Source organism: Methanomassiliicoccus sp., from assembly GCA_012719175.1.
Taxonomy (GTDB): Archaea; Thermoplasmatota; Thermoplasmata; order Methanomassiliicoccales; family Methanomassiliicoccaceae; genus UBA6.
In genome coordinates, this window is the sequence record JAAYAX010000013.1 from 128,905 (window position 1) to 151,684 (window position 22,780).

Sequence of the window (22,780 nt, forward strand, 5' to 3'; positions counted from 1 at the left end):
TTCAGAAATGCCATCCCTGCAAGAATATGGATATCTGGATATTTATATTCCAAGAGCGATACGGATGTGGCTCAGGAACGGCCTGCCGTGGCCGATCACAAACTCGAGCCCTTTTAATTGGCTGTCGTAATCGGAGAGAGATCAAATGGGGATGCACGAACGTAGAACAGGTTTCTTAGTGGCAATGACCTTGTGGATGCTGGTGGTGGCGATGATCGCTCTCGCCATACCTTGGGGGGCAGGGGGCGCGGTGACCCTCACCCCAGAGCAGGAGGGGACCCTCGCTGAGAAGTACTCTCCGACATTGTACTTCCATGGCGGGGAGGAGGTGTATCCGGTCGCCGTATCGTATTTCATTAACAACAGCAATCTGAACGAGAGCGTGGCCGATACTGCCGTCCTGATAACGGCCGATCCCACGTCAGCAGGCCTTGCCAGCTACTCTAGCACCACTCGCAACTTTTACCTTGACAATCAATTGGGCACAATAGAGGACCGTGGGATCATCGACGCCTACAGGTCCAACGAGAGCTCTCTGGGATACACGGTGTACTCCCATGTGACCACAGATGGGACCCAGGTGGCCGTCCAGTATTGGTTCTTCTATGTGTTCAATTTCGGGACCTACAATGATCACGAGGGGGACTGGGAGATGATCGAGGTCATCCTCGACGATGACCTCGAGCCGATAATGGTAGGTTACAGCCAGCATGAAGCGGGCCAGCAGGCAGCATGGTCCCAGGTGGAGAAGGCGGGGGACGGTCCCGTGGCCTATGTGGCCAAGGGCAGCCATGCCAACTACTTCCGGTCCTTCCAGGGCAAGATGGGACCAGCCCAGGATGAGGTCGCCGGGAACGGGAAGGTACTGAGGCCTGTGGACTACGACCTCGTGGTACTGGGCGAGACCGGGGCCGGCAACCGCCCTGCGGACCAGGGCTGGATCGACTACTCTGGCCGTTGGGGGGACTGGGGGAACCAGACATCGGACTTCATGGGGCAAAGGGGACCTCAGGGGCCGGCCTACCGCATGGCTGGGACCATGTGGTCGGGCCTGGGTTGGGCCGATTCGCGGGAGGCCCTAGATGAGTGGGTTCTCACCCTGGAGCTCCTGCTATCGTTCATGTGGCTCATCCTTGTGGCCTTGTTAATCATAGCCCTGGTGCTCATGGTCGGACGGATAATGGTCAAGCGTAGGAAGGGAGAACAAATCAAGCCGATCATCTCCCTCTTGGATTTCAGCGGGGGAACCGGGCAGAAGATTGGCAACATCCTGGTCATTGCCGGGGTTGTCCTGGGTCTCATAGGCGCGTTCCTGCCCTTCTATGAGGCGTCCGCCAATGTTCAGACCGGCCAGTTCGCCACCGACGGCTACCAGCGGGTGCTTCTCGTGGATGGCATATCAGGGATAAGCATCAACACCCTGATACAGGGCGGGGTGCAGCAGATAGCGGCCCTGCCCTTCCCCATCTGGGCCTTGATAGTGGTCGGCCTCCTCGCTTTCATAATGTCGTTGGTGGCACAGCGCCCCCGACGAGCGGGATTAAAGTACCTGACCAGGGGGATCGCCCTGCTGCTCCCGCTGATCATCACATTGGTGGTCGTTGGATCGCTGGTAGGTCTCCTCAGCGGCTTCAATGTGCCGATAGGGGATGCTTCCATGGAGGAGGTGCTTTCGACCATTGCCAGCAATCCACTGGGTGGCGATGTGGAGGTGGTCACACCTGACTACGGAACTGTGGGGCTTCTGTGGGGCATCGGGATCGGCGCCTATGTTCTGACCGTGGCCGGGCTGCTGTTGATAGCCGGCGGGGTGCTGGTGCTGATGTCGCGCAAGAGAGAGGCGGCACCGGCGACGACGATGCCTCAGGAAATCCAGAGTTGATGTCAAAGGGCCTTCAGGGCCCGTCAAACCCTTTTCCATCATTTCTGACCCTGGTCCTCCAACTGCGAGGAAGGACCTTTGGACTGACCCCCCAATCACCGTCCATAATATGTGAAGGTGATATCTCGCTGTGGCCTGTCCTTGGAAAAAGGAACCGTGACTCCGGTAATGGTTCTTGTACTAGGATTTAAGAAAAAAGAACGTGTCGGCGTTCGCTCGCCGACAGAGAAATCGCCTTTACTTCTTTATTTTCTTCTTGATCTTGTCGCCAGCTTCAGAGAGATCCTTCTTCAGCTCACCACCAGCTTCCTTGATCTCTCCACCGACCTTCTTCGCTCCGTCCTTCAGCTTGTCGTCGAACTCGTACTTTCCCTTCTTCTCAGCCATTTATTAACCTCCATAGTAGTATCGAGTTCATGGTTAAATGATTTTTTTATCAACGGCCATTGCTCCCAGTTCTGTATGGCCCATGGAGAGATACTCTGGTATGAGAAAAAAATGTGGTCGGGGCTCGTCCCCTGACCACATTACTTCTTGCGTTTGAACACGACCAACACGCCAGCGATGGCGACAATGGCCGCTGCCACTATCCCCATCAGTACCAGGGGATTGCCCAGAATGTCCCCCAGCGGATCGCTCTCCGTCGCATACGCCACGTTGAAGCTCGTGGTACCAGTGGCGGTCTGACCGGAGGAATCAGTTGCGCGCACGGTCAGATGGTGGGTCCCATTGGAGAGGCCGCTAAAGGTGACCGAGGTGTTTGTCGCATCGATGGCGGTGTAGCTGCCGCCGTCCAGGGAGTACTCCAGCTTGGTGATGGAGGAGGACGTGAAGGGTGTGGTGAAGTTGATGGTCACGTTCCCATCTGGGTAGGTCACACCATTTTCAGAGAACACCACTATTGGTGTGGCATCGCCGAGAGTGAAACCTTCGCTCTTGATGCTCTCGCTGTTACCGGCCAGGTCGGTGGCGTAGAACTCCACGGTGTGCGTGCCATCGGTCATGACGGTGACGTCATCGTTGTATGTAGTCCAGCTGCCGCCGTCAAGGCGGTAGTGGATGCTACCCACGCCCGAGCTGCCATCTGTGGCCGTCAGGCTGAAGATGACGTTTCCATTGAAGGATCCGCCGTCCTTGGTGCCGTTGAGCGTGATGCTGCTGATCGGGGCCACACTATCCACGATCGTCCAGGCGTCAGCTGAGCTGGGGACGTCCTCCACTACATCGAGCTGGTCGGTGGCCCGCGTGTAGAACTCGTACTTTCCGTCGGAGGGAGCCACGAAGTCGATGGGGCTGGATACGAACTTCCCGTCAGGCCTCAGGGACGTTGTGTACTTCGTCCAGCTACCACTCTCGTCCACGCGGTACCACAGGGTGATCCACTTCAGCCCCACCTGGGGGTCGTTGTGCGTGTAGCTCACCGGGAAGCTGCGGTTCTCGTAGGCTGGGAGGTCGGAGACCTCGGAGGCCAGGGGAAGTGTGGGCAGAGGGTCCGAGCCGACAACGCTGATGTCATCAAGGAATACGCCCTCCTTCATGCCACCGTTGACGATGGTGATGCCCTCGGATGCGAATGCATTGCTGGCATCTCCTCCCACGGGCGCCACGGTTCCGGAAACGAACTCGAAGCCCACCATGGTGGCGTCCTTAGGCAGATCTAACGTTACCTGGATCCAGCTCTTGGCGATCGCCTGCTGATAGGTGTCATTCCACAGAACATGCTTCGTGAGGTTGCCTGCCGCCGTGGATCCCGTGTAGTATATGGCGTTCAGGAAGTCATAGCCGACGGTAGTGCTGGTTCCCGGCTGCTTGGCATCCGACTGGCCGGTGTCCGAGTAGAACCAGAAGGTCATTGTCAGTGTGCCATAGTACTTGACGTTCTCGTTAAGCACCTTGCGCATGATGGAGTCCTGTTCGGTGTCGTACCTCATCACCCAGTTGCTCTGATCGGTGCTGGTGTTCGCGGTGATGTTGGTGTCAAGGCACTGGGCACCGCTTCTGGTGTAATGGGAATTGTACCCTATCTTAGCGCAATAAACAGCATGGGTCCCTCCGTGTACCTCATGCATGGTACGGCACCAATAATCACTGTCGGTCGATAGATTGGCCTTGTTGCCGTCGTACCTTTCCCACTGCACGTTCCAAAGGTCGTAGGTCGCCTCTTCAGCGGTTTCCGAGATGAACGTTTCCGTGGGGCTAGATGCCGACGCGCCCATGGGCACCATGGTGATTATCAAGGACATGCAAAGTAGCAAAGAGAAAAACGAGCGGACTATGGTTGGTCTCACATCGGTCGAATTAACAATCGTGTCTCATAAAGTTTGCTATGTCTTTAGCTCAAAGGGGTTTTTATTTCCACATTAGGATAATTGATAATAATATTGTTTGGAACCGGTATCGATAGAGATAATAATTGTCGCTGTTAATTATAACAGTGAGGGACCTCTCACCATTCGCATGTTCTGCGAAGGAAGCTGCCCTGATGCATTAGTGAGTTAAGGAGATCAAAGGGGTTTAGCTCACTTCTTCCTGCGCCCGGACAGGAGGAAGTGAAGTGCTCCCACTGCCGCTACGGCGACCACGACGACGATTGCCAGGACCTTCATGCTGAATTCCCCTATGCCACTGCTAGCGGACAGGGTCGGCATTCCTACCAGGACTGCATGATACGAGTGGCCGTAGGTAAAGGTCAGCACCCAGTTATCACCCATCTCCGTGACCGTGTACCGATGTCGTCCTGGTCCAGCCATGGGGACCGCAGGCCCTAACACGGATACCAAGACTATTGTCAACAATATAATGTAGAGAAGCACAGATGATACGCGATCCTTCGTAATGATAATGCACCATTATCGGCCACGAACGGCAGCCCGATCGTCCATGGAGGTACCATCCAGATCATCGTACATGATCCCAAGAATAAGGGTTCGTACCATTATTACCGGTAGCTCAGCATGCATTCCATGCAAGGGCGTTCTCGTCATATCGATCTGTGTTTTAAAAAGGGACGATGACCCTATTTTCAACGATGAGGGAGATCATCTCATCTTATGTCCACTGCTTCGTTCCATGATTGTTATCCTTCGTGACCGTCCTTGCCGGCATGACCTATTCATTTACCTGAACGATGTCATTGAGTATATCTTGAAAAAAGCGGTGGAACGTATTCCTCTCATTTGCCGTCCTCATGCCGCATCTTGTTCCCACCCCAGAACGTCATATGGATGATGAGGCAGATGAAGCTCAGCAAGAAGGAAGAGATGCCCAGGTTCAGGAAGGTAAACCCTGGTATGCTGTCAATGAACTGATCGCAGGGGTACACGACCTCGCTGGTCGTGAACACTATCCTTATGCATAATGTATACCCAGAACAGCAGGCTGTAGAGGCAAGTGGAGAATACTATGGCCTTTAGATGGCGGGTCGTTAGGCTCATGCCCTCGACCCATACTTACCCTTTGATTTTAACCCACCTGTCCTTGGGGCGAAGGATGTTCATTTTTTCCATCATCCCCAAAAATATCCAGGTTGAGCTCTGACCTAAGGGGCGCTAGCCAAAATTTTTTTTAGTATTGTTTGGTGAGGCGTCCACTTCCTCTGACAGACCTAGTATTATCTTGGCGGTCTCCCTGCTCAGGAGGCTCATGACCGTGCCGGTGATAACGATGGCCCTGTGGGCATCCTCCTCCTTAGTAAGGACAAGGGTGGACTCATTATCTACCAGTAGCAGCAGCTCGATGCAGTAGCTGCTGTCCCCGGTGACGAACCCTTGATCGGTCATCTCCCCCTCCCATTCCCCAGGAGGGTCTTTTGGCACCAGCCTCATGATCGTTGCCTTACCAAGGTGTCCCGCGAAGCTCTCCGCCTTTTGCACCAGAACGACTGAGACAGGGATAACCTTCGAACGGTCCGCTAGCAGTTTTGCGTACTTTATCACGTTGCGGTTGTTGAAGCATATGAAGATGATATTATCCTTCGCCGTATTGAGGAGCTCCGATATCTTATGGTGGATGGAGTACTGGCCCATCAAGGTCCACACGGGGTTCTCAACCTTGTCGGCCTTCCGATTGATCTCGTTCAGCTCCTTCACGATCTCGTCGTTGGCATGCTTGATCTCCTCCATCAGGTTCTGGGATGCGATCAGGGGATCGTTGGCACGGTAACATATGGGCGTGGAGTTGCTGACCTGGACGAAACCTCTCTCCGCAAGACGTTCCATCACATCATAAGCTCGGGAACGGGGCACGCCGCTCTCCACGCTTATCTCTTTGACCGTGCCCTCCCCCAGAGCCACTGTGGCGACATAAGCCCGGGACTCGTACTCGCTCAGACCAAGCCTCATGAAGTGCTCAATTACTGAAATCATGTCACTGCACTAATGACAACAAACTTATTAACAATGGTAGGTTTGACATCCTTCAACCCCTGGGAAAGGTAAAAGAATGATATTCGAAAAGATCGCTGATTTTGTAACTAAGCGTTACAAGCTTATCATCGTGTTCTGGCTCGTTGCCTTACTGGTGTCGGTCCCTGCCATCCTGTCGGTGGACCAGGCGGTCCAGTATGATTCTGATTTCGGGACCGGAGATGGGTACGAGTCCCTCCAGGCCCAGAAGATAATCGAGGAGAATTTCCAAACATCTGTGGCCAACGGTACTTTGCTGGTCCTGCTCCAGGGAGATGATGTCACCGATGTCTCCGCTCGTGACTTCGTGCTGAATTTGCAGGATTCGATCGCCAATACTCAGGACCTGAAGTATTACCAGAATATGTCCAGCATCTACACCTATTACGAAAGCATGGTGCTGGAGAAGGGCATACCTCAGCTCGGAGCGGCCATGCGCCCTGCGGAACAGAGCGTGAACATGAGCGCTTTCCTCCTGTGGGGCATCCCGGGGCTGCATGTGAGCAATTGGGGCGAATCGGGCTCTGACGCCGCCGCGTATACAGCGACCAGGACGGCGCTTTCCTCCTACCTTGGACAGTCCCAGGCGGATGCTAACACCACGGCCCTCGCCTTCGGCTATTATGACGCGTTCGCAGGAGCATGGAATAATACTGTGGAACCTAATCCCGTAACGAGGGCGACCACGTCCGTGAACGCTGTTGCCCCGACGGTGATCAACAGCCTTCCCGATCAGCAGGCCAAGGCCCTCATGATGGCCGTTCTGAATGGTTTCGATCTCACCACTTTCAACAATCAGACCATCATCCGCTCGTTCGCCCTTAACACCGTAGGGTCCGCGGCCGGGATCACGAACATGACCTTCCTGCAAGAGGTGTATGATCTCGGGCCGATCTATGAGGCCGCAGACGTCCGCGAATACGCCCAGAACATCATCAAGAGCGGGACATTGGCCACCTACCCCATACCCATACCAGAGCAGCTGGTCAGCAACTTCGTATCCTCCAACAACAAGACGATGCTGCTCATGACCACCTTTGATGTGGGAGCAGAATATACGGAGGATAATGGCGAAAAGCCGATGCTGGAGAATGTCAACCTTCTGCGCGACAATATCGCCACCGTGAAGGAGAGCTCGGGATCTGATCTGAGCACCTACGTGACCGGTGACGCCGCCATCTCCTCGGACATGCAGGCGAGCTCAGAGAAGGACCTGATGATGATCGAACCTATCACCATCATCATCATCCTGGTCCTCATGGGCATCTTGTTCAGATCAGCCCTGGCGTGGTTCATTCCGCTCGGAGCGGTAGGGATCGCCATCGGCATCAGCCAAGCGTTGGTGTTCGTCATTGGCTCTACCATCGCTGAGATCAACTATACAGTGACCATCATGTTGTTCGCCATCCTCATGGGGGTCGGTACGGACTACTCGATCTTCATCGTCACTCGCTACCGGGAGGAGAGGATAAAGGGTGCCGCGAGAAAGGAGGCTGTTCATACATCCGTGACCTGGGCAGGCGAGTCCATCGTCACATCTGGAGCGACTGTCATAATCGCGTTCTTCTCCATGGCCATAGCTCAGTTCTCGTTCGTTCAGACCATGGGCCTGCTGCTGGGAATGGCAATAGTGGTCGCCCTTCTCATCGCTCTAACCTTCGTTCCAGCGCTTCTCATGCTGCTCGGCAACGGTGTCTTCTGGCCGAACAATGGGAAGAGGTTCAAGGACTATTCAGAGAAGGTGATGAAAAAGAAGGCGGCGGGAAACCACGGCTACTTCCATAGTGCAGCGTCCTTCTCAGTCAAGCATGCGAAGGCGGTCATCATCGTGGCCATACTAATCTCCATACCCTCCACGTACATCTTCATGACCCAGGAGACCAGCTTCGACTTTATCGGAAGCATGGGCGATCCTGAAAGCATACAGGGAATGAATGCCATGACCGATGACTTCGGTGCCGGTAAGATCATGCCTACACAGGTCGTGATCACCGGGGACACGGTGGTATACGACGGCAATTTCAATTATGAATATCTCGACGCCGTCGATAATCTAACGGCCACTATGGTGGCCGACCCCATGGTACAGCAGGTCACAGGCATCACTCGCCCATATGGCGAATGGATCGATTATCGCAATTTGAGCGCTCTGAGCGTTGAGACCCAGGCCACTCTACAGGCGGCAATGCTGCAGAACGTGGGAAGCGACAATACGAGCGTTCTGCTCACAGTGGTCCTCAAGGAACAGCCCCAGAAGGCTAGCGCCGTGGACTTCATGGCCACTCTCAGGGACCAACTCGCCGATGCAAAGGCCGGCCTGCCCGCTCTATCGTCCTCAGATATCCTGGTGGGGGGATCGACGGCGACCCTCTATGATATGAGCCTCAGTACATCGGAGCAGTTCACCAACATCGAATTACTGGTGATCGTCGGGATCTTCATCGTACTGATGATAGTCCTGGGCTCGATCCTGCTCCCGATCTTCGCCATCGTCTCCATCGCCATGAGCATCACCTGGGCCTTTGCCGCCGTTACCCTGGTGTTCGGCACGTGGCTGGGCCTGCCGATATTATGGATCATACCTTTGATCCTGTTCGTCATGCTCATGGGGATAGGTATGGACTACAACGTGTTCATCCTCACCCGCATTAGGGAGGAGGTCCACAAGGGCAAGGAGATCAAGGAGGCGGTCGTGGACGCCGTCGACTGGACCGGCGGCATAATCACCGCCCTGGCATTGATCATGGCGGGGGCCTTCGGATCGATCATGCTCTCCAGTAACACGATGCTCCAGATGTTCGGGTTCGCCCTGGCCCTGGCCGTCCTGCTGGATGCGATGGTGGTACGGACGTACATCGTGCCCGCGGCCATAGTGCTCATGGGAAAGTGGGCATGGTGGGCCCCTGGGCGTCTTCAGCGGGTAGGTCGGGCGGAAAAGATGGCCAAGAAGGATTCCAGGGAGGAGTAGGCGAGTATAGGGCCCGACCTCCCTCCAAACAATTTCCCATCAATATTTTCCAATATCATTTCTTCACTCTCTACCGCTTTCGGGCCAAAGGGATCTGATCGATGGAAGCTCAAATAGGCAGCTAAAGCCAGTATTATCCTCGGTTTGGAAAGAGCGTCATTCGCCCGTCCCTCAGGCCATAGGGATTCTATATGTTTCTTGATCGCATCCTTATGAGATGATCGAAGCGCAGAGATAATTATGGAACATATTAATAAATTAGAAGAATTAAGAGCTCTCCATCAATGTTATTACGAACAGGACGTTTTTTTTCGTCAGCTTACTCATTTTATCGAAAAATATTATATCATATTGAATACCAAGTATTGCATTACGTAAACCAGGAAGTGGTGAACAATGGTTGATCTAGTGCAAGTGTTGAACGATATGGTTGGAGACATAATCACCGCGATACCGGCGATATTGGGTGCAATAATCGTTATTGCGCTCGGCTATATCTTTGGATCGCTGGTCGGAAAGGCCGTCAATCATCTCGTAGAAAGGATCGGTTTGGAGAAGAGCTTTGACCAGAGTTCCGTTGGTAGGACGTTCCGCTCAGCAGGATTGGACCTATCTAACGTGATAGGGATGTTCGTCAAGGCATTCATCATCATAATCTCGATAATCTTCGCCATCGAGATACTGAACGTAGGAGGAACACTTGGATTCTACCTGCAGGAAATAGCGGCATACCTCCCCAGGTTACTGGCGGGTCTGCTCATAATCATACTGGGAGCGGTCCTGGTTGATTTCCTGGCCTCTTTCATCGGGAAGATGATCAGGCCTATGTTCCCCCCAGAGAAGGTTGAGATCGCGGATATGCTGAAGAACCTTCTGTTCATCGGCCTGATCGCTTTCATCCTTCTCCTGGCTCTCGACACCATGCTCCTATCGGGCAGCACTGTGTACCCCCTGATACTGGGCTTCGTCATCATCGGAGCAGGCATCTCGCTGACCGATGTTCTGATAAAGTCTATTATAGAGGACCACAGCGAGTTCAAGGCGGTCGCGGGATATGCGAAGTTCATCTTGTACTCGGTGTTCCTGATAATCGGTGCGGGGGCGATCTTCGCCACGTTCCCAGGTGTAACGAGCATCGTGGGCAATGTCTCCTGGGCCTTCGCCATCGCCCTAGCGCTTATGCTGGTGCCCGTGGCATACATGCTGACGAAGAGGATGACCAAGGAGATGAACTAGGCCATTCGGCCTACTCTTCAATCTTTTTTTATTTTACGATACAAGATACCGTATTTCTTGGCGGGCGACCGTCCACTAGCAATTATTTCTATTCACAACTGTTTCCACCGCTGGTGAATCGATGGGAGAAAGGAACAATGTTGAGGATCTGGTCAAAAAGGTGAGGGTTGAGCCAGGAAAAAAGGTGGACCTCGGTGACTATCCGACCTGCTGGGATGATTCAGAAAGATATTCCTTCAACGGCCTCCAGCTATCCAAGGACAACGCCGACGAGCTCCTTGCTAGAAGCCAGAAGGAACTCGTTAAGATGCAGGAGGTGCTGTGGGCTGACGGCCGCTTCGCCCTCCTGATCATCCTTCAGGGGATGGACGCTGCAGGTAAGGACGGTCTAATCAAGCATGTCATGGCGGGCGTAAACCCCCAGGGCTGTCAGGTGACCTCGTTCAAGACCCCAACGGCCGAGGAGGCCGGACATGACTTCCTCTGGAGATGTGTCAAGGTACTTCCTGAGAAAGGGAAGATAGGTATTTTCAACCGCTCATATTACGAGGAGATGCTGGTCGTCCGTGTCCATCCACAGTTCTTAGAGAACCAGCGACTGCCGCATAAAAAGGTGGACGAGAAGTTCTGGGAGGAGCGGTTCCGAAGCATCAATGACCTCGAGAGGCATCTGGAGAGGAGCGGGACGATGATCATCAAGCTTTTCCTCAACATATCCAAGGAAGAGCAAAGGGACCGCCTGCTCGATAGGATAAAGGAGCCACAGAAAAGGTGGAAGTTCAATCCCAATGATGTCCAGGAGCGGGACCAGTGGACCCAATATATGGAGGCGTACCGTCAGGTGCTCGAGAGAACAAGCACTGAGCACGTCCCATGGTACGTGCTGCCAGCTGATCAGAAGTGGTTATCCCGTGTTCTGGCATCCCTTATCGTCACCTCAGAGATCAAGAAGTTGGGATTGAAGTACCCTGAGATGTCAGATGCACAGATGAAGGATCTAGAGGAGGCGAGGTTCAAGCTCATGTAGAAATGAGAGCTCACGACCCATATGGTCTGGGTCTTAAACTCAATAAATAACCACCGGCACACCTGATGGTGCCACCTCTGCCCCCCGGCAAGAGTAAGTTAACTCCTATATGACGGAGGCCGTGAAGTTGTTTTAGTTGAGTTTAAGAGCCAATGGATCAATGACAAGGATATGGCCGAGAGCATCGAGTATAAGGTGGTGAGGAATTGGGGGACCGTGGAGATGCGCAAATATCCTCCTATGGTCCTCGCCACCGTCCAAAGCTCCTATGACGACATTGCATTCTCCCTGCTGTTCAGGTACATCACGGGCAATAACGAGGCCAAGGGAAAACTAGCGATGACCGCTCCAGTGATCTCACCCGCATCAGGGCAGAGGCTGGAGATGACCGCTCCGGTGCTAAGTGATTCCGAGGGATTCTCGTTCGTCCTTCCGCCGGGGACCGATATCGCGAACGCACCAAGGCCACTTGATCCTCGTGTGAAGCTCTCCGCCATATCGGCCCGCTATGTGGCCACCATCCGATTCGGTGGAAAGGCATATCTGCGTGATGTTTTGGAGAATGAAGGTACGCTCCTGAATGTGCTGAAGGAGAAGGGGGTGGTCGTGATAGGAAGGCCGTTCCTGATGCGGTACAACAGCCCGTTCACCCCGGGGTTCCTGAGGCACAACGAAGTGGGAGTGGAGGTGAGAGGTGAAGACAACGTCAAGGACGGGTAGTGAATGTCCACAGCATTGTCCTATCCCCGTCCCCGCATCGGCATAAGCCGCTGCATCGAGCTCGATCACTGCCGCTACAATGGCGACTCTATAGGTTCTGAGTTCGTCCGCCGGCTCCAGGACCACGTCGACCTGGTTCCGGTGTGCCCGGAGGTGGGCATCGGTCTGGGGGTTCCCCGGGACCCCATCAGGATCGTTGTCAGGGGAGGGGGACGTCACCTCGTCCAGCCCTCGACCGGCCGTGATGTGACCGCGTCCATGATCTCCTTCACAGACGGCTTCCTCGATCAGCTGGGGGAGGTGGAAGGGTTCATACTCAAGAGCCGCTCCCCTTCCTGCGGCGCATATGACGTTCGCATCTACCCTGACAAGGATAATGCCGCTCCCACTGAGAGAGGTGCGGGGATGTTCGGGGAGAGGGTTCGGGAGCGCCTGCAGGGCATCCCGGTAGAGGATGAAGCTTGATTGCGCAACATCAAGCTGGGGGAGCATTTCCTTACTCGTGCGTTCACCCTGAGAAGGTTCCGGGAGTTGACCGGGGACGGCGGTATCGCTGACCTTGTGGACTTCCACACCCGTAACAAGTTCCTGTTGATGATGTACAATCAAAAGGAGCTGAGGTATCTCGGTAATGTCGTCGCCAACCGCAACCGGCTGTCAACGACGGATATGGTGCAGGATTATCGATCGCACCTTAGGGACGCGCTCTCCAAACCTCCGAGGTGCACCAGCCCCATCAACGTCCTCATGCACTGCCTTGGTTACTTTTCCACGCATTTGAGGCCTCCGGAGAAGGCGTTCTTCCTGCAGAGCCTGCAGATGTACAAGGACGCGAGGATACCTCTCAGCGTCTGCCTGAACTTGATGCGGTCATACATCATCCGTTTCGGCAATGAGTACCTGGCAGCCCAGACCTTCTTCCAGCCTTTCCCCGAGGGCATTCTGGAGGTAGGTGTCACCGATTCCTGCGATTGGAGAGAGATGTCCTGAACGCGATTGTATACGTGTCTCTTCTCCGAGATTTAATAAAAAAATACTGCCGCCCGTTGTAGGGCGGCAGGTGTGGGGTCCCGGCGATGGTCGTTGCCGGGGGATCCTTCAGGACGGGGCTCGATACGGTTGGGGATGCTCTCGCTCTCGCCCCTCCTGTGCGGTCAATTCTCACCCGCTGTTCTTTTCAGCTGATTTCCGACCCTCACAGCGGCCTCAGAGTACCGGCGAACACCTGCCATGCCAGAAGGCTCTTGGCCACCAGGCTGAGGATGATGTAAACTTTCTCGCCGTAGAGGTAGTCCTTCCATTTCCCTACCCGCTTATACTGAAGCACCATATTGATGGCGAAGCTGAAGAAGAACACACCGATGCTGACGAAGATCCAGTAGACAAAGTCCGGGACACTTCCACCAGAGGACGATCCTGCCCCCGCCAGGTATATCGCGATTCCTATCCAGGGAACGATGCCGGCGAAGGAGCCGAAGATGAACGATGTCCAGTTGACCTTCTCAGACTTCTGGTTGTACTGCTCCATGGTCAGCCCGAACAGGTTCATGACAGCGGTTAGAGCGAACACACCCATCAGTGCCACGACCTCGTAGATGCCCACGAGCATGGCCACGACCACGATCATCACAGATGCGCTGAGAGCGTACTCGTACCAGCGGGCCTTGTTGATGTGGTTCCTCAGGTTCTCCTCGTACCACTTCCTCAAGGGTCCGGCCAGGAGGAAGTGGTCCGTGGCGCAGATGAAGAAGAACAGGGCGATCATTGGCGCGATCGGCAGATCATAGAGGGTTTGAGCTGTAGGTACCAACGACTGCGTGACGGTGTCAAAGTTGAGATAATAGGTCTTGATGGGCAACGTTACGTTGTTCGACAGGACCAATATCAGAATACCTTGCAAGAAATGTACTGCTGCCATCACGGCGTTGAACCGTCTTAGGTTCCGGAGCTTGACCTCCTCAGTCGATTCCATGTTTGTTATGTATCTGTTCTCGATATAAAATATTATCATTTTTCATAATATATTCATAGGATGGACTGGCAGGACAGCCTTATGGAAGGCTTAATGGAATATTTTCACGTTCTATATATCAGTATCCTTGCCGATTTATGCTCTATTGTTAGTCATTACGTGAGCTTTGTTCTTTCACCAGGTCGAAGTAACCCCAGAACATCGTTCTCGACGATTATTGATTATGAATGTAGAGAAGGTGTAGCGGGCTGTATGAGAACTTTGGCAATGGCCTGGCTAACACATCAGTACGGTTCGTAATCTCCATAGGCATCTAAACAATCGTTCATTATAAATCCTACCAGTGCCCATGGAGCTTGCATCAAGACCGTAAGTTATTTGAGAATGGGCTTTTTGTGGAAGGGTGTTCAAGATGAGATGTGAGAGGTTAATGGTCATATCCGCCCTGATGCTGGGTTTTCTCATGATCATGTCCGTGGTGCCGATGAACACATCGGCTGCGACGGACGGGGAATACGTGTTCTTTACTGAAGAAGTGGAGGAGCCTACATTCGAGGAGTGGCACTATCGGTGGCATAAGAGCGACCAGAACCTTGATTCCAGCTATGATGTCTGGTGCCGCAACATGCACGAGGCGCACGGCGGCACTCATTCGGCCTGGTGTGCACGTCAGGGCTACAATACTCACTACATCAATAGCACAGGGCTGCGCCCCTATAACGGTAACATCACCTCCCTTCAAGCCCCGGCCGACCCTTCCAAGCTGGTGCTTCGTTATGACACCGACATGGATTCCATCATGCGCCGGGAGCTGGTGGGCGCCAGCTACTATGATGCGATCACCATGACCTTCTGGTTCTACTCGGACACCGGTCACTCGGACGCGAGGCAGCCTGACGGCGGTAGCTACGTTGGCTACGATTTCCTCAATGTCATCTACTACACCACCAACAACGGCGTGCTGTCGAAGCACGTCCTGTGGACCAACACCTACGAGCAGGCCTCGGCCAAGACGTGGTTAGAACAGACCGTAACCATACCTAATGTCGCTACCTGGGTGGGCTTCGAGTTCGTTTCAGGAACGGTTCCGCCCGAAGGCGGGGACAGAGCAGATGCCTTCGCCGCCTACGGCGTCCGGACCAGCCCACAGGGTTCCACGGGCATGAAGGAGGGCGTCTTCATCGATGATGTGGTGGTCACTGGGACCGGGCCCAGCGACGATGTGCCGTTGATGACCCATGTCGACCCCCTGCCCGTCTATGAGCAGGTAAAGAACTTCACGATCCCCTGGAGCCACAACGATCCCGAGATCGCCAAGTTCCAGTATGTGGACCTGTACTACCGCATCGTCGGAACAGACCAGTGGACAAAGTATGCGAACGTGCAGAACCCCCAGGGGAAGTTCACATCCAGCCCCATAACGTTCAATGCAATCCAGGACGGCACCTACGAGTTCTTCACCAAAGGATATGACATCAACGGCGGATCGGAGTCCTGGCGCGGGATCGCGGATAGCTGGACGGTCCTCGACGGTACGCCCCCGGAGAGCACGATCGACATCAGCGGAGACCTCCAGAACGGTGCTTACTCCGGTTCCGCCACGTTCACGTTGAACAGCACGGATGCCGCGTCCGGGATAGACCATACATCGTACCGGGTGGACGGTTCAGAGTGGACCAATTACACGGGAGTGGTGGGTCTGACCATCGACGGGGAGCACCTGGTGGAATACTTTGCCGTCGACAAGACCGGCAACAGCGAGCCCATCAAGAAGACCACCATCAGCATAGTTGACGGTGTCCCGGGAGTGGTCTTCCAGAACTCTGGGGCTAACTCCGATGACGGCAACATCACCATCAGGTTCACCGTGACCTCCACAGCACCGATAGTCCAGTTGGAGTACTCTCTGGACGGCGGTGACTACGTGGGGATCGATGCCAATGCCACCTCGGTGTTGTTGAGCGGGCTTGAGGATGGGGAGCACACGCTGATGGTGAAAGCGAGGGATTCCTCTGGAAACGTCCTTATCAACGAGGCCGAGTTCACTGTAGGCAGTGGCACTAACCTGGAAGATCCCCCCTTGAAAAATGATCTTACCATGCTAGCAGTGGTCGGCGTTGTGGGAGTAGCGATAGTGGGAGGTCTGGTCTTCATCGGTACGAGGAAAAGGAAAGGTTAGGGGGGCGAGGCTGCGTGCATCTGACCGCCATCGGCCATAGGGGATCTGCCCTGCAGCAAGCATGGTGCTACCGAAAGTCCTCGACACCCTTCAAGGACAGATGACCGCCGGCACGAGCATCATTCTCGGGCCAGGCAGTACCCGATCGAAAGCCCCATCTGCATGCCGTAGCCCAGCTTGATCAGCTGCATCCCCATGGGCTCCAGGAACCTTGCTGATGTGAGCGGGCCACAGTCCACGGGCTCGAACCCGATCTCACCTGCCAGGGACATGACCGTCTGCTTGGCCTCGGCATCGTCACCCGCCACGAACGCTGCGAGCGTGGCATCTCCTATGCGGCCTGTGCTCTGGTTCTGTGCGAACACCGTGTTAAAGGCCTTCACCACCTTGGCCAGGGGAAGCGCTTTCTGGATCTGCTCCGCCCCCGAGGTGCTGAAGCCGATGGCCAGATCTCCATGGGGGTCCAGGCAGTTGGTCACGTCGATGACAACCTTATCGTCCACCACGTCCTTTAGCTCCATGGTGACGTTGCCCAGTTGGTTATAGGGCACGGCCATTATCACCAGCTCGCCCCACTCCGCAACCTTCTGAGGCCTGGCGTTAGGAGCCCTATGGCCATATTTGACATCATGGCCCGCTCTTGTTAAACCGGCGCCAAGGGCTGTTCCCACATGGCCTTTCCCGATCATCGCGATCTTCATAAAAATCCGCCGTTTCGTCCCTGGCATGATGTTCGTGGGATATAGAACTTGATACCCAGGGGTGCGGGCCTCTATCCTTTAGACCAGGAGGTCAGAGCCCTGAAGCCCATGATGGACCCTTACGCACCTCAGGAAGCTTGGTGACGCTGACGTCGGAAGTACGTCGACTTTTCGCGCTATTTCTCAGTTCCTGACATAAAGTATATGGACATCCAGCATTTCCCCCGTAGCACATTCTGAGTGAGACCATGGAAATGATAATGTTCACCAGTCCGGGCTGCAAATTCTGTGATCTAGTGAAAAAGAAGATGCCGTCCCAGTTCGTCGACAAGGTCCACTATTACGATTGCACCCTCAAGGAGAACGAGAACCTTGTGGCCTATTACAGCGCCTACCATGCGGTCAGGAAGGCCCTTCCGGTCCTGATCGTGGACGAGGAGCTGTTCGTGGGTCCTGAGGCCGCCCTGAATAGGCTGAGAGAGCTGGACGAGAGAGGGGCATGAGCGGCGATCCGGCCTCCCTTTATCCCAGACCAGCCATCTTAAGGTGATACGATGGGGTCTTGGCCACTAAAAACGCGGCCTCCTCTGGTGACCCTCTCCTAACGTCATTCGAGCAGGAGCAACATGAACGTAGGAAGCTGCTCTGGTGATGTCACGTTCTTGTCCTGAATGACCCTCGTCGGTATCCCCGCATTCTTCGCGGTGGCGAACACGTCTATCCCCGCCGCCTCCAGCGATGGCCTCGCCTTCACGGGGAACCTGCACTTGGACTGGCCATCCTCTAGGACGCATTTCTCGCACCGGTAGCACCGATGGGCCCCGTATAGATATGCCTTATAATAGCCAGATAGGAACGCGTGCCTCTCCATGTCGAAACCTGCGTCACAGGCCTTCACGCTCATCTTCTTGATGGCACCGTGAAGGTTCTGAGGCGGATAGGTTTCACAGTCCAGGAAGCCCTCGTAACGGATGAGGTATGCGGTCCTGTACTCGTCCAGGACCTTTCGGGTATCCTCCGGTGTGGGGCTGTATGGTGGGCAGGTCAACCGCGTGCCATAATACTTGCACCCGAACTGACACCGGAGCCGCACCCAGTGGGCTGTAACGACCTGCGATGTGTCCATGCGCACGAAGGCGTTGGCACCGCTCTCCCTCGCCATCTTCTCCAGCTCGTTCTCGATGTTCGGTTCGGCCATCTTATCCATCCGGGGATGACCTCGACAATTCTTAAAGCGAGCGTTCAGAGATCCATATAGGAAGTCCGGTCATCGTTCGATGTGACCTTATGCGGTAGGACCCTGCATGTTCGCTCCGGGCATGTCGAACGATAGTATCTCCTTTGGACTTGCCTGCGGTAATGGTGACGCATCAGTGTGGTGGTTAGGTGAAGACTTTTTATCGCTCCTCCGGGCTCTTGGACGGCGTTCAAATTGCACTAGGGGAGATGGTAAGATAACAGCGAAGGTCAAGGTCAACATGAGGCTCTGTGGCAAGACCCATCACATAACCGTGGACAGTACGGAGGAGGGGGACTTCAGATGCACTATCGAAACCGACTGCATCAATGTGAAGGAGTTCTCTCAGGGCGTTGAGAGGTTAACCATCATGGACCTCACGGACAAGAAGGCAAGTAAGATCGTTAACCGTTATTGTGACTGCGGGATGTCCGCCAACTGCCTGGTTCCCGCCGGTGTGATGAGCGCTGGTTGGATGGAGGCAGGCATGATATCGCGTACATTGGCCGGTAAGAAGAAGGCCAACGACGTGGAGTTCATCGTGGATTGACAATGAGCCGTTTCATCCCTCCGCTTTAAAGATCATCCCCGATCGGACCTTCAAGCGGTAGGTTCAGGGGACGAAGAGGAAATTGCTGAACTGCCACATATCATCATCATGATGGTTGGCGGGATTCTCCTTGAAGTACACCTTCCGGTTCTTCAAGGGGTTCCAGTCCGACGGCGCGGATATGAACCTTCCAAGGTATGGCATGGATATCCTCAGGACGTAGTCATGGGGAAGGTCCTCTGGTGTGCATAATCCCTCCCGGGGGTTCTCGATCATCCACATCAACGCGGATACCACGCCCAAGGCCACCTGAACAGTGGTGGCGTTCTGCCCTGGCGCGAGCCTCCTGGCCTCGTCCACGGTGAGAATGCTGCCGCACCACCAGGACCCATACTCATGGCCCATCAGCAGGGCGCCGAGTATGTCCGCTCCGCTCACGATCTCCTCGTCCTCAAGGATCCTCAGCTTAGGCTGCATCTCATAGTTCCTGCACCGCAGCTCGTGCAGCGACACCATAGTGTCATCGCAGGGCATGTAGGCATAATGTACGGTAGGCCGGTAGACAGGCGTGCCATCGTTCCAGACGGTGAGCGCGTCCGATAGGCCGAAGGCCTCCCCGTGCCTTATGGCCATTCCCACGATCTCGCAGTCTGGGACCCAGGACCTTACCCAGGTGTTCATCCCCATCTGCGCGAGCATGATCTGGTTCTTGGGACCGAAAGATGGTACAAAGGCCAGGGGCGGCAATATTCTCTCGTGAGTTCCCCAGCCCAGCTCTGCAGGGGCCGTACCCTCCTCCCTCAGACCTTCGATGCTCCACGTGCCCACGAACTCTCCCACCTTCTTAGGGTTGCTGGTAATCTGGGTATCCCTTTCGGAGCAATGGATGACCTTGATGTTCAGGAACATGGCCAGCTCCGCGAAGCGGCGGCTCCCCACCAGTTCCCTCAGATGCGTAGCCTCCTCCATGCTGACCTTCTTATCAGCTATCATCCTCTCGGAGATATCGGCGAGGGCCTGCTTCACAAAATGAGTGATGAGGCCGGGATTGGCTCCGTGGTCCACGATCGCGGTGGTTCCCCCCTCCCAGTCCTTGGCCAATTCCCGGAGTCCCAGCTGCCGATGGTACAGCGATTTCTCCACCGGGTCCTTGGATTCGATCTCCGCTAGGGAGTCCCATATCTCCACCGAGGTATTGATGTACAGCACCTCGGTGTCATGGCACCACTTGATTATGGTGCTAGCATCGATGTTCCACGACAGGTCAATCAGGAGACATCCAGGCGACAGGTGCTCCGAAAGGACATCATCTATGTTCTCCGGTGTTATCCGCTTCTGGAGGAACGTGATGCCTCTGTCCGTCCATTTCTTCAAAGCGGCCCTCTTGTCCTCAAAGTCGATTATGGTTATGTTCTCATGTGGAATCTGGATGTGCTCCAGAAGAATGGGGAGGGTACACCGCGCTACCGATCCGTAGCCAATGATCAGAACCTTGCCGTCGAACCTTATCATCTAGAAGGATCCTCTTTGACCTCGATGAGGTCGGAACCGAATACTCATAAAAAAAGTTTCGTTCGATCGCAAAATGAATACATCCTGGACATGTTAACGTGATTATGATCACCTATATGCTGACTTTGATCCGCGCCGGAACGTTGGCATGCCACCAGATGGCCATCCCCATGCTCTTGCGCCCCGTTGTCCATCCATCACATCTAAATAACGAACCTTCAGAGCGTGGATGGTTCATCATCTCCAAGGTGATCGCCTCCGACCGGGCATAGGCAGGGGTACGCTGAGTGAGACCTGAAGGTGACACCGCCGAGGCGGTCCGATCGCTCATCGTTGTGCTGGAGAGCGTTGATCACTCACACACTTTATTCCTGCAGGCGCCTACTTCAGTGATGCCAGGAAGTCATCCACGTTCATGGCGGCGAAGGTTACGGTCTCCAAGCTCCCCCTGGCCCCTAGCTCGACCATCAGCTTTGCCACCGTCTCGTTGTTGGGCGCCTCCAGGATGGTCAGGAAATCGTACTTCCCGAGGAGAGCGTATTGCCTCATCACCTTAGCTCCCATGGCATCGATCTCCTCGTTTACCTCCAGCAGTCGTTCCGGGTTGCTCCTCAGGGTCTTACGGCCATCGGCCGTCAACCGCGACAGTATGACGTATTCGGGCGTGGTCATCACCAGGAGATAAAAAGTGCCACATGTGGGATAATTAACTTGGTTTGTATCGCTCAGGACCTTTGAAGCATCGGCGGATCGTCCCGTCACACTCTCTGGTCAGGAGGTCTGCGACCGGCTGAACCTCGATGGGCGTTCATTCGAACGTTCCTGAGATATTACCCGCCAGGAAGTTCAGCCCACTGTCAACTGGGTCTTGATGCCCGCACCGGTCATCCCCCTTCCAGAGTCCGCAAAAGCGTCCAGGTTCCAATCCCCTGCGGTCAGAGGGCTTGTCGTTCCCTCCAGGGCGGTTCCTATGCCCGCGACCGCATAGGGCCTCAGCTCAACCCTCAACCCCTTCCCAGGGCCGGTCATCGTTAGATAACCACCCTTCATCCCTTCGACCCCGAGGAGCATGAAGGTAATCTCATCACCTGCTCTCGGCCTTCTTTCCGTATGGTAAGGCCAGTACGCGTTGAGTGATAGGGTTCGGCCGCCCGAGCTCACAGAGGACAGGTTCTTCCGGTCACCGAGCTTTCGCTGATATGCGTCGCTGAGGGGGAGGGAGACGGGCACCGGGACCCTGGTCTCGAATAACTTCGGGCCCCATCTCCCGTCCTTCTGGAAGGCCGGCCAGAAGGACCACTGTCCGGTCTTGTCGAGCTTCGTCCGTGCTTCGAACAGGAAGCTCGCGCGGGGAGATATCGCCAGGTTGGGGACGTGTCCGAAGTCCCTGTTCTCGTCCCCCGGTCCGCGGCACGCCACGAAGACCCCGGCCGGACCGAAGCGTATCTCGCGGGGAGTGGGATTGAGGATCTCGTACCTCACGAGGATGGTCGTCCCCTCCTTAATCTGAGGGTTGTCAGCGCTCACCACCGGGAACCGGATGTGGAACTCCTGCCCGGGAACGGCGATGGCCCCATTTATGCTGGATAGCTTGAAGTGTTTACCGTACTCTGCCTTCGAGCCCACGTTCAATAGGCAGTGCTCCTGCAAAGGCTCCCCTCTCCTCTGCCCCTCTCTGAATATGCGCCATACGTTCTCTAGCGCGGCCTCGTAGCTTTGGACCACTGACGGGGGTGCCTCCTTTCCCGCGGGCCAGGCGAGGGCGTCCCTGCATGGTTCCGCAAACGCCTCGCGGTTGTTCTCGCTGCGCATGGTCGAGGACATGACGATCCTCCCTGGAGCGCCCATCTTCTCGGCGAAACCTCCGCTCTGGCACTGGGTGAACACCCAAACCTGCGATCTGGCCCTTATCTTTCCGGCCAGCTCGTTCATCCTGGTGTCGGTGATGGTGCCGTCCTGGAGCTGGAAGTGGGAGGAGGATCCATCGAAGTGTCCATGGTCCACGAAGAAGCAGAACAGCTCGTCGTCCTCCTCCAGGGTGGATGCCAGACGGGACAGCTCCTTCTCCACGTTCACCTTGGTGGACAGCATTGATATGTCCGGCCCGGCGTTCATATCTTGGAACATGAGGATGGTGTTCTCCGGGGAGTATCCGTAGTCCCTCCTCAGGATGTCCCTCATGCCCGAGACCGCTCCCCAATACCACTTCAGCAGCTGCTCCGCCTGCCCAGGCATGGACCTCTGGAACCCCTCGACGATAAGCGCGACCCGCTTCATGTCCCCGATATGGGCCTCAAGGTTAATCTAAAGGAGAGCTGCCCACGCCTCGGCACGGGGCGAGCGCCTTCTCCGATCCCACTCCTTTCCGTGGCGGTGCTTGATTCTACTGGACA

At 55.1% G+C, this 22,780-nt stretch carries 19 protein-coding genes and 1 pseudogene; 9 read left to right on the plus strand and 11 right to left on the minus strand.

Annotation, left to right across the window (positions count from 1 at the left end):
• Positions 1-145 precede the first annotated feature (145 nt).
• Entirely contained in the window at positions 146-1,882 is a 1,737-nt protein-coding gene (locus GXX95_10080) for a Vps62-related protein (GenBank protein ID NLT38487.1), read from the plus strand.
• Between the two features lie 237 nt (positions 1,883-2,119).
• Here GXX95_10080 and GXX95_10085 read toward each other — a convergent pair whose 3' ends face one another.
• From GXX95_10085 to GXX95_10105, 5 genes are all read right to left on the minus strand, one after another.
• On the minus strand, positions 2,120-2,269 hold the full coding sequence (locus tag GXX95_10085) for a hypothetical protein (protein ID NLT38488.1): 150 nt from the start codon (positions 2,267-2,269) through the stop codon (positions 2,120-2,122).
• A gap of 140 nt (positions 2,270-2,409) precedes the next feature.
• Positions 2,410-4,125 (minus strand): hypothetical protein, encoded by a 1,716-nt coding sequence (locus tag GXX95_10090; GenBank protein NLT38489.1) that lies wholly within the window; start codon positions 4,123-4,125, stop codon positions 2,410-2,412.
• A gap of 276 nt (positions 4,126-4,401) precedes the next feature.
• Complete coding sequence (locus GXX95_10095; protein ID NLT38490.1) at positions 4,402-4,632, minus strand: hypothetical protein; 231 nt, start codon at positions 4,630-4,632, stop codon at positions 4,402-4,404.
• A 422-nt stretch (positions 4,633-5,054) separates the two neighbouring features.
• Positions 5,055-5,225: a hypothetical protein gene (locus tag GXX95_10100; protein NLT38491.1), complete on the minus strand. Its 171-nt coding sequence runs from the start codon at positions 5,223-5,225 to the stop codon at positions 5,055-5,057.
• Positions 5,226-5,430: 205 nt separating this feature from the next.
• Positions 5,431-6,222: a TrmB family transcriptional regulator gene (locus GXX95_10105; GenBank protein ID NLT38492.1), complete on the minus strand. Its 792-nt coding sequence runs from the start codon at positions 6,220-6,222 to the stop codon at positions 5,431-5,433.
• A 100-nt stretch (positions 6,223-6,322) separates the two neighbouring features.
• Here GXX95_10105 and GXX95_10110 point away from each other — a divergent pair, with 100 nt between their 5' ends.
• The 5 genes and pseudogenes from GXX95_10110 to GXX95_10130 all read left to right on the plus strand — a co-directional run bounded on the left by GXX95_10110 (position 6,323) and on the right by GXX95_10130 (position 13,226).
• Positions 6,323-9,253, plus strand: coding sequence for an MMPL family transporter (locus GXX95_10110; GenBank protein ID NLT38493.1), 2,931 nt, complete (start codon positions 6,323-6,325; stop codon positions 9,251-9,253).
• Between the two features lie 396 nt (positions 9,254-9,649).
• Positions 9,650-10,489 carry a hypothetical protein gene (locus tag GXX95_10115; GenBank protein ID NLT38494.1) on the plus strand — a complete coding sequence of 280 codons (840 nt, stop codon included), beginning with the start codon at positions 9,650-9,652 and terminating at the stop codon, positions 10,487-10,489.
• A gap of 121 nt (positions 10,490-10,610) precedes the next feature.
• Positions 10,611-11,516 (plus strand): polyphosphate kinase 2 family protein, encoded by a 906-nt coding sequence (locus GXX95_10120; protein NLT38495.1) that lies wholly within the window; start codon positions 10,611-10,613, stop codon positions 11,514-11,516.
• A gap of 171 nt (positions 11,517-11,687) precedes the next feature.
• The gene (locus GXX95_10125) at positions 11,688-12,236 is read left to right on the plus strand and encodes a heme-binding protein (GenBank protein NLT38496.1); all 549 of its coding nucleotides are present in this window, start codon (positions 11,688-11,690) and stop codon (positions 12,234-12,236) included.
• Positions 12,237-12,239: 3 nt separating this feature from the next.
• Positions 12,240-13,226, plus strand: a pseudogene (locus GXX95_10130) (DUF1722 domain-containing protein).
• 205 nt (positions 13,227-13,431) lie between these two features.
• Here GXX95_10130 and heR read toward each other — a convergent pair.
• Complete coding sequence (heR, locus tag GXX95_10135) at positions 13,432-14,208, minus strand: heliorhodopsin HeR (protein NLT38497.1); 777 nt, start codon at positions 14,206-14,208, stop codon at positions 13,432-13,434.
• Positions 14,209-14,620: 412 nt separating this feature from the next.
• Here heR and GXX95_10140 point away from each other — a divergent pair, with 412 nt between their 5' ends.
• A complete protein-coding gene (locus tag GXX95_10140) occupies positions 14,621-16,387 on the plus strand; it encodes a hypothetical protein (protein ID NLT38498.1) in 1,767 nt (588 codons plus the stop codon).
• Positions 16,388-16,506: 119 nt separating this feature from the next.
• Here the strand turns inward: GXX95_10140 and GXX95_10145 are convergent, their stop codons facing one another.
• Positions 16,507-17,088 carry an NAD(P)-binding domain-containing protein gene (locus GXX95_10145; GenBank protein ID NLT38499.1) on the minus strand — a complete coding sequence of 194 codons (582 nt, stop codon included), beginning with the start codon at positions 17,086-17,088 and terminating at the stop codon, positions 16,507-16,509.
• A 248-nt stretch (positions 17,089-17,336) separates the two neighbouring features.
• Between GXX95_10145 and GXX95_10150 the strand changes: the two genes are divergently transcribed.
• On the plus strand, positions 17,337-17,591 hold the full coding sequence (locus tag GXX95_10150; protein ID NLT38500.1) for a hypothetical protein: 255 nt from the start codon (positions 17,337-17,339) through the stop codon (positions 17,589-17,591).
• A gap of 104 nt (positions 17,592-17,695) precedes the next feature.
• Here the strand turns inward: GXX95_10150 and GXX95_10155 are convergent, their stop codons facing one another.
• The gene (locus tag GXX95_10155) at positions 17,696-18,286 is read right to left on the minus strand and encodes a DUF2284 domain-containing protein (protein ID NLT38501.1); all 591 of its coding nucleotides are present in this window, start codon (positions 18,284-18,286) and stop codon (positions 17,696-17,698) included.
• 106 nt (positions 18,287-18,392) lie between these two features.
• Between GXX95_10155 and GXX95_10160 the strand changes: the two genes are divergently transcribed.
• Positions 18,393-18,875: a hypothetical protein gene (locus tag GXX95_10160; protein NLT38502.1), complete on the plus strand. Its 483-nt coding sequence runs from the start codon at positions 18,393-18,395 to the stop codon at positions 18,873-18,875.
• A gap of 63 nt (positions 18,876-18,938) precedes the next feature.
• Here the strand turns inward: GXX95_10160 and GXX95_10165 are convergent, their stop codons facing one another.
• From GXX95_10165 to GXX95_10175, 3 genes are all read right to left on the minus strand, one after another.
• The gene (locus tag GXX95_10165; protein NLT38503.1) at positions 18,939-20,387 is read right to left on the minus strand and encodes a homospermidine synthase; all 1,449 of its coding nucleotides are present in this window, start codon (positions 20,385-20,387) and stop codon (positions 18,939-18,941) included.
• Positions 20,388-20,768: 381 nt separating this feature from the next.
• A complete protein-coding gene (locus tag GXX95_10170; GenBank protein NLT38504.1) occupies positions 20,769-21,059 on the minus strand; it encodes a GYD domain-containing protein in 291 nt (96 codons plus the stop codon).
• 174 nt (positions 21,060-21,233) lie between these two features.
• Positions 21,234-22,664, minus strand: coding sequence for a hypothetical protein (locus tag GXX95_10175; GenBank protein ID NLT38505.1), 1,431 nt, complete (start codon positions 22,662-22,664; stop codon positions 21,234-21,236).
• Positions 22,665-22,780 lie beyond the last annotated feature (116 nt).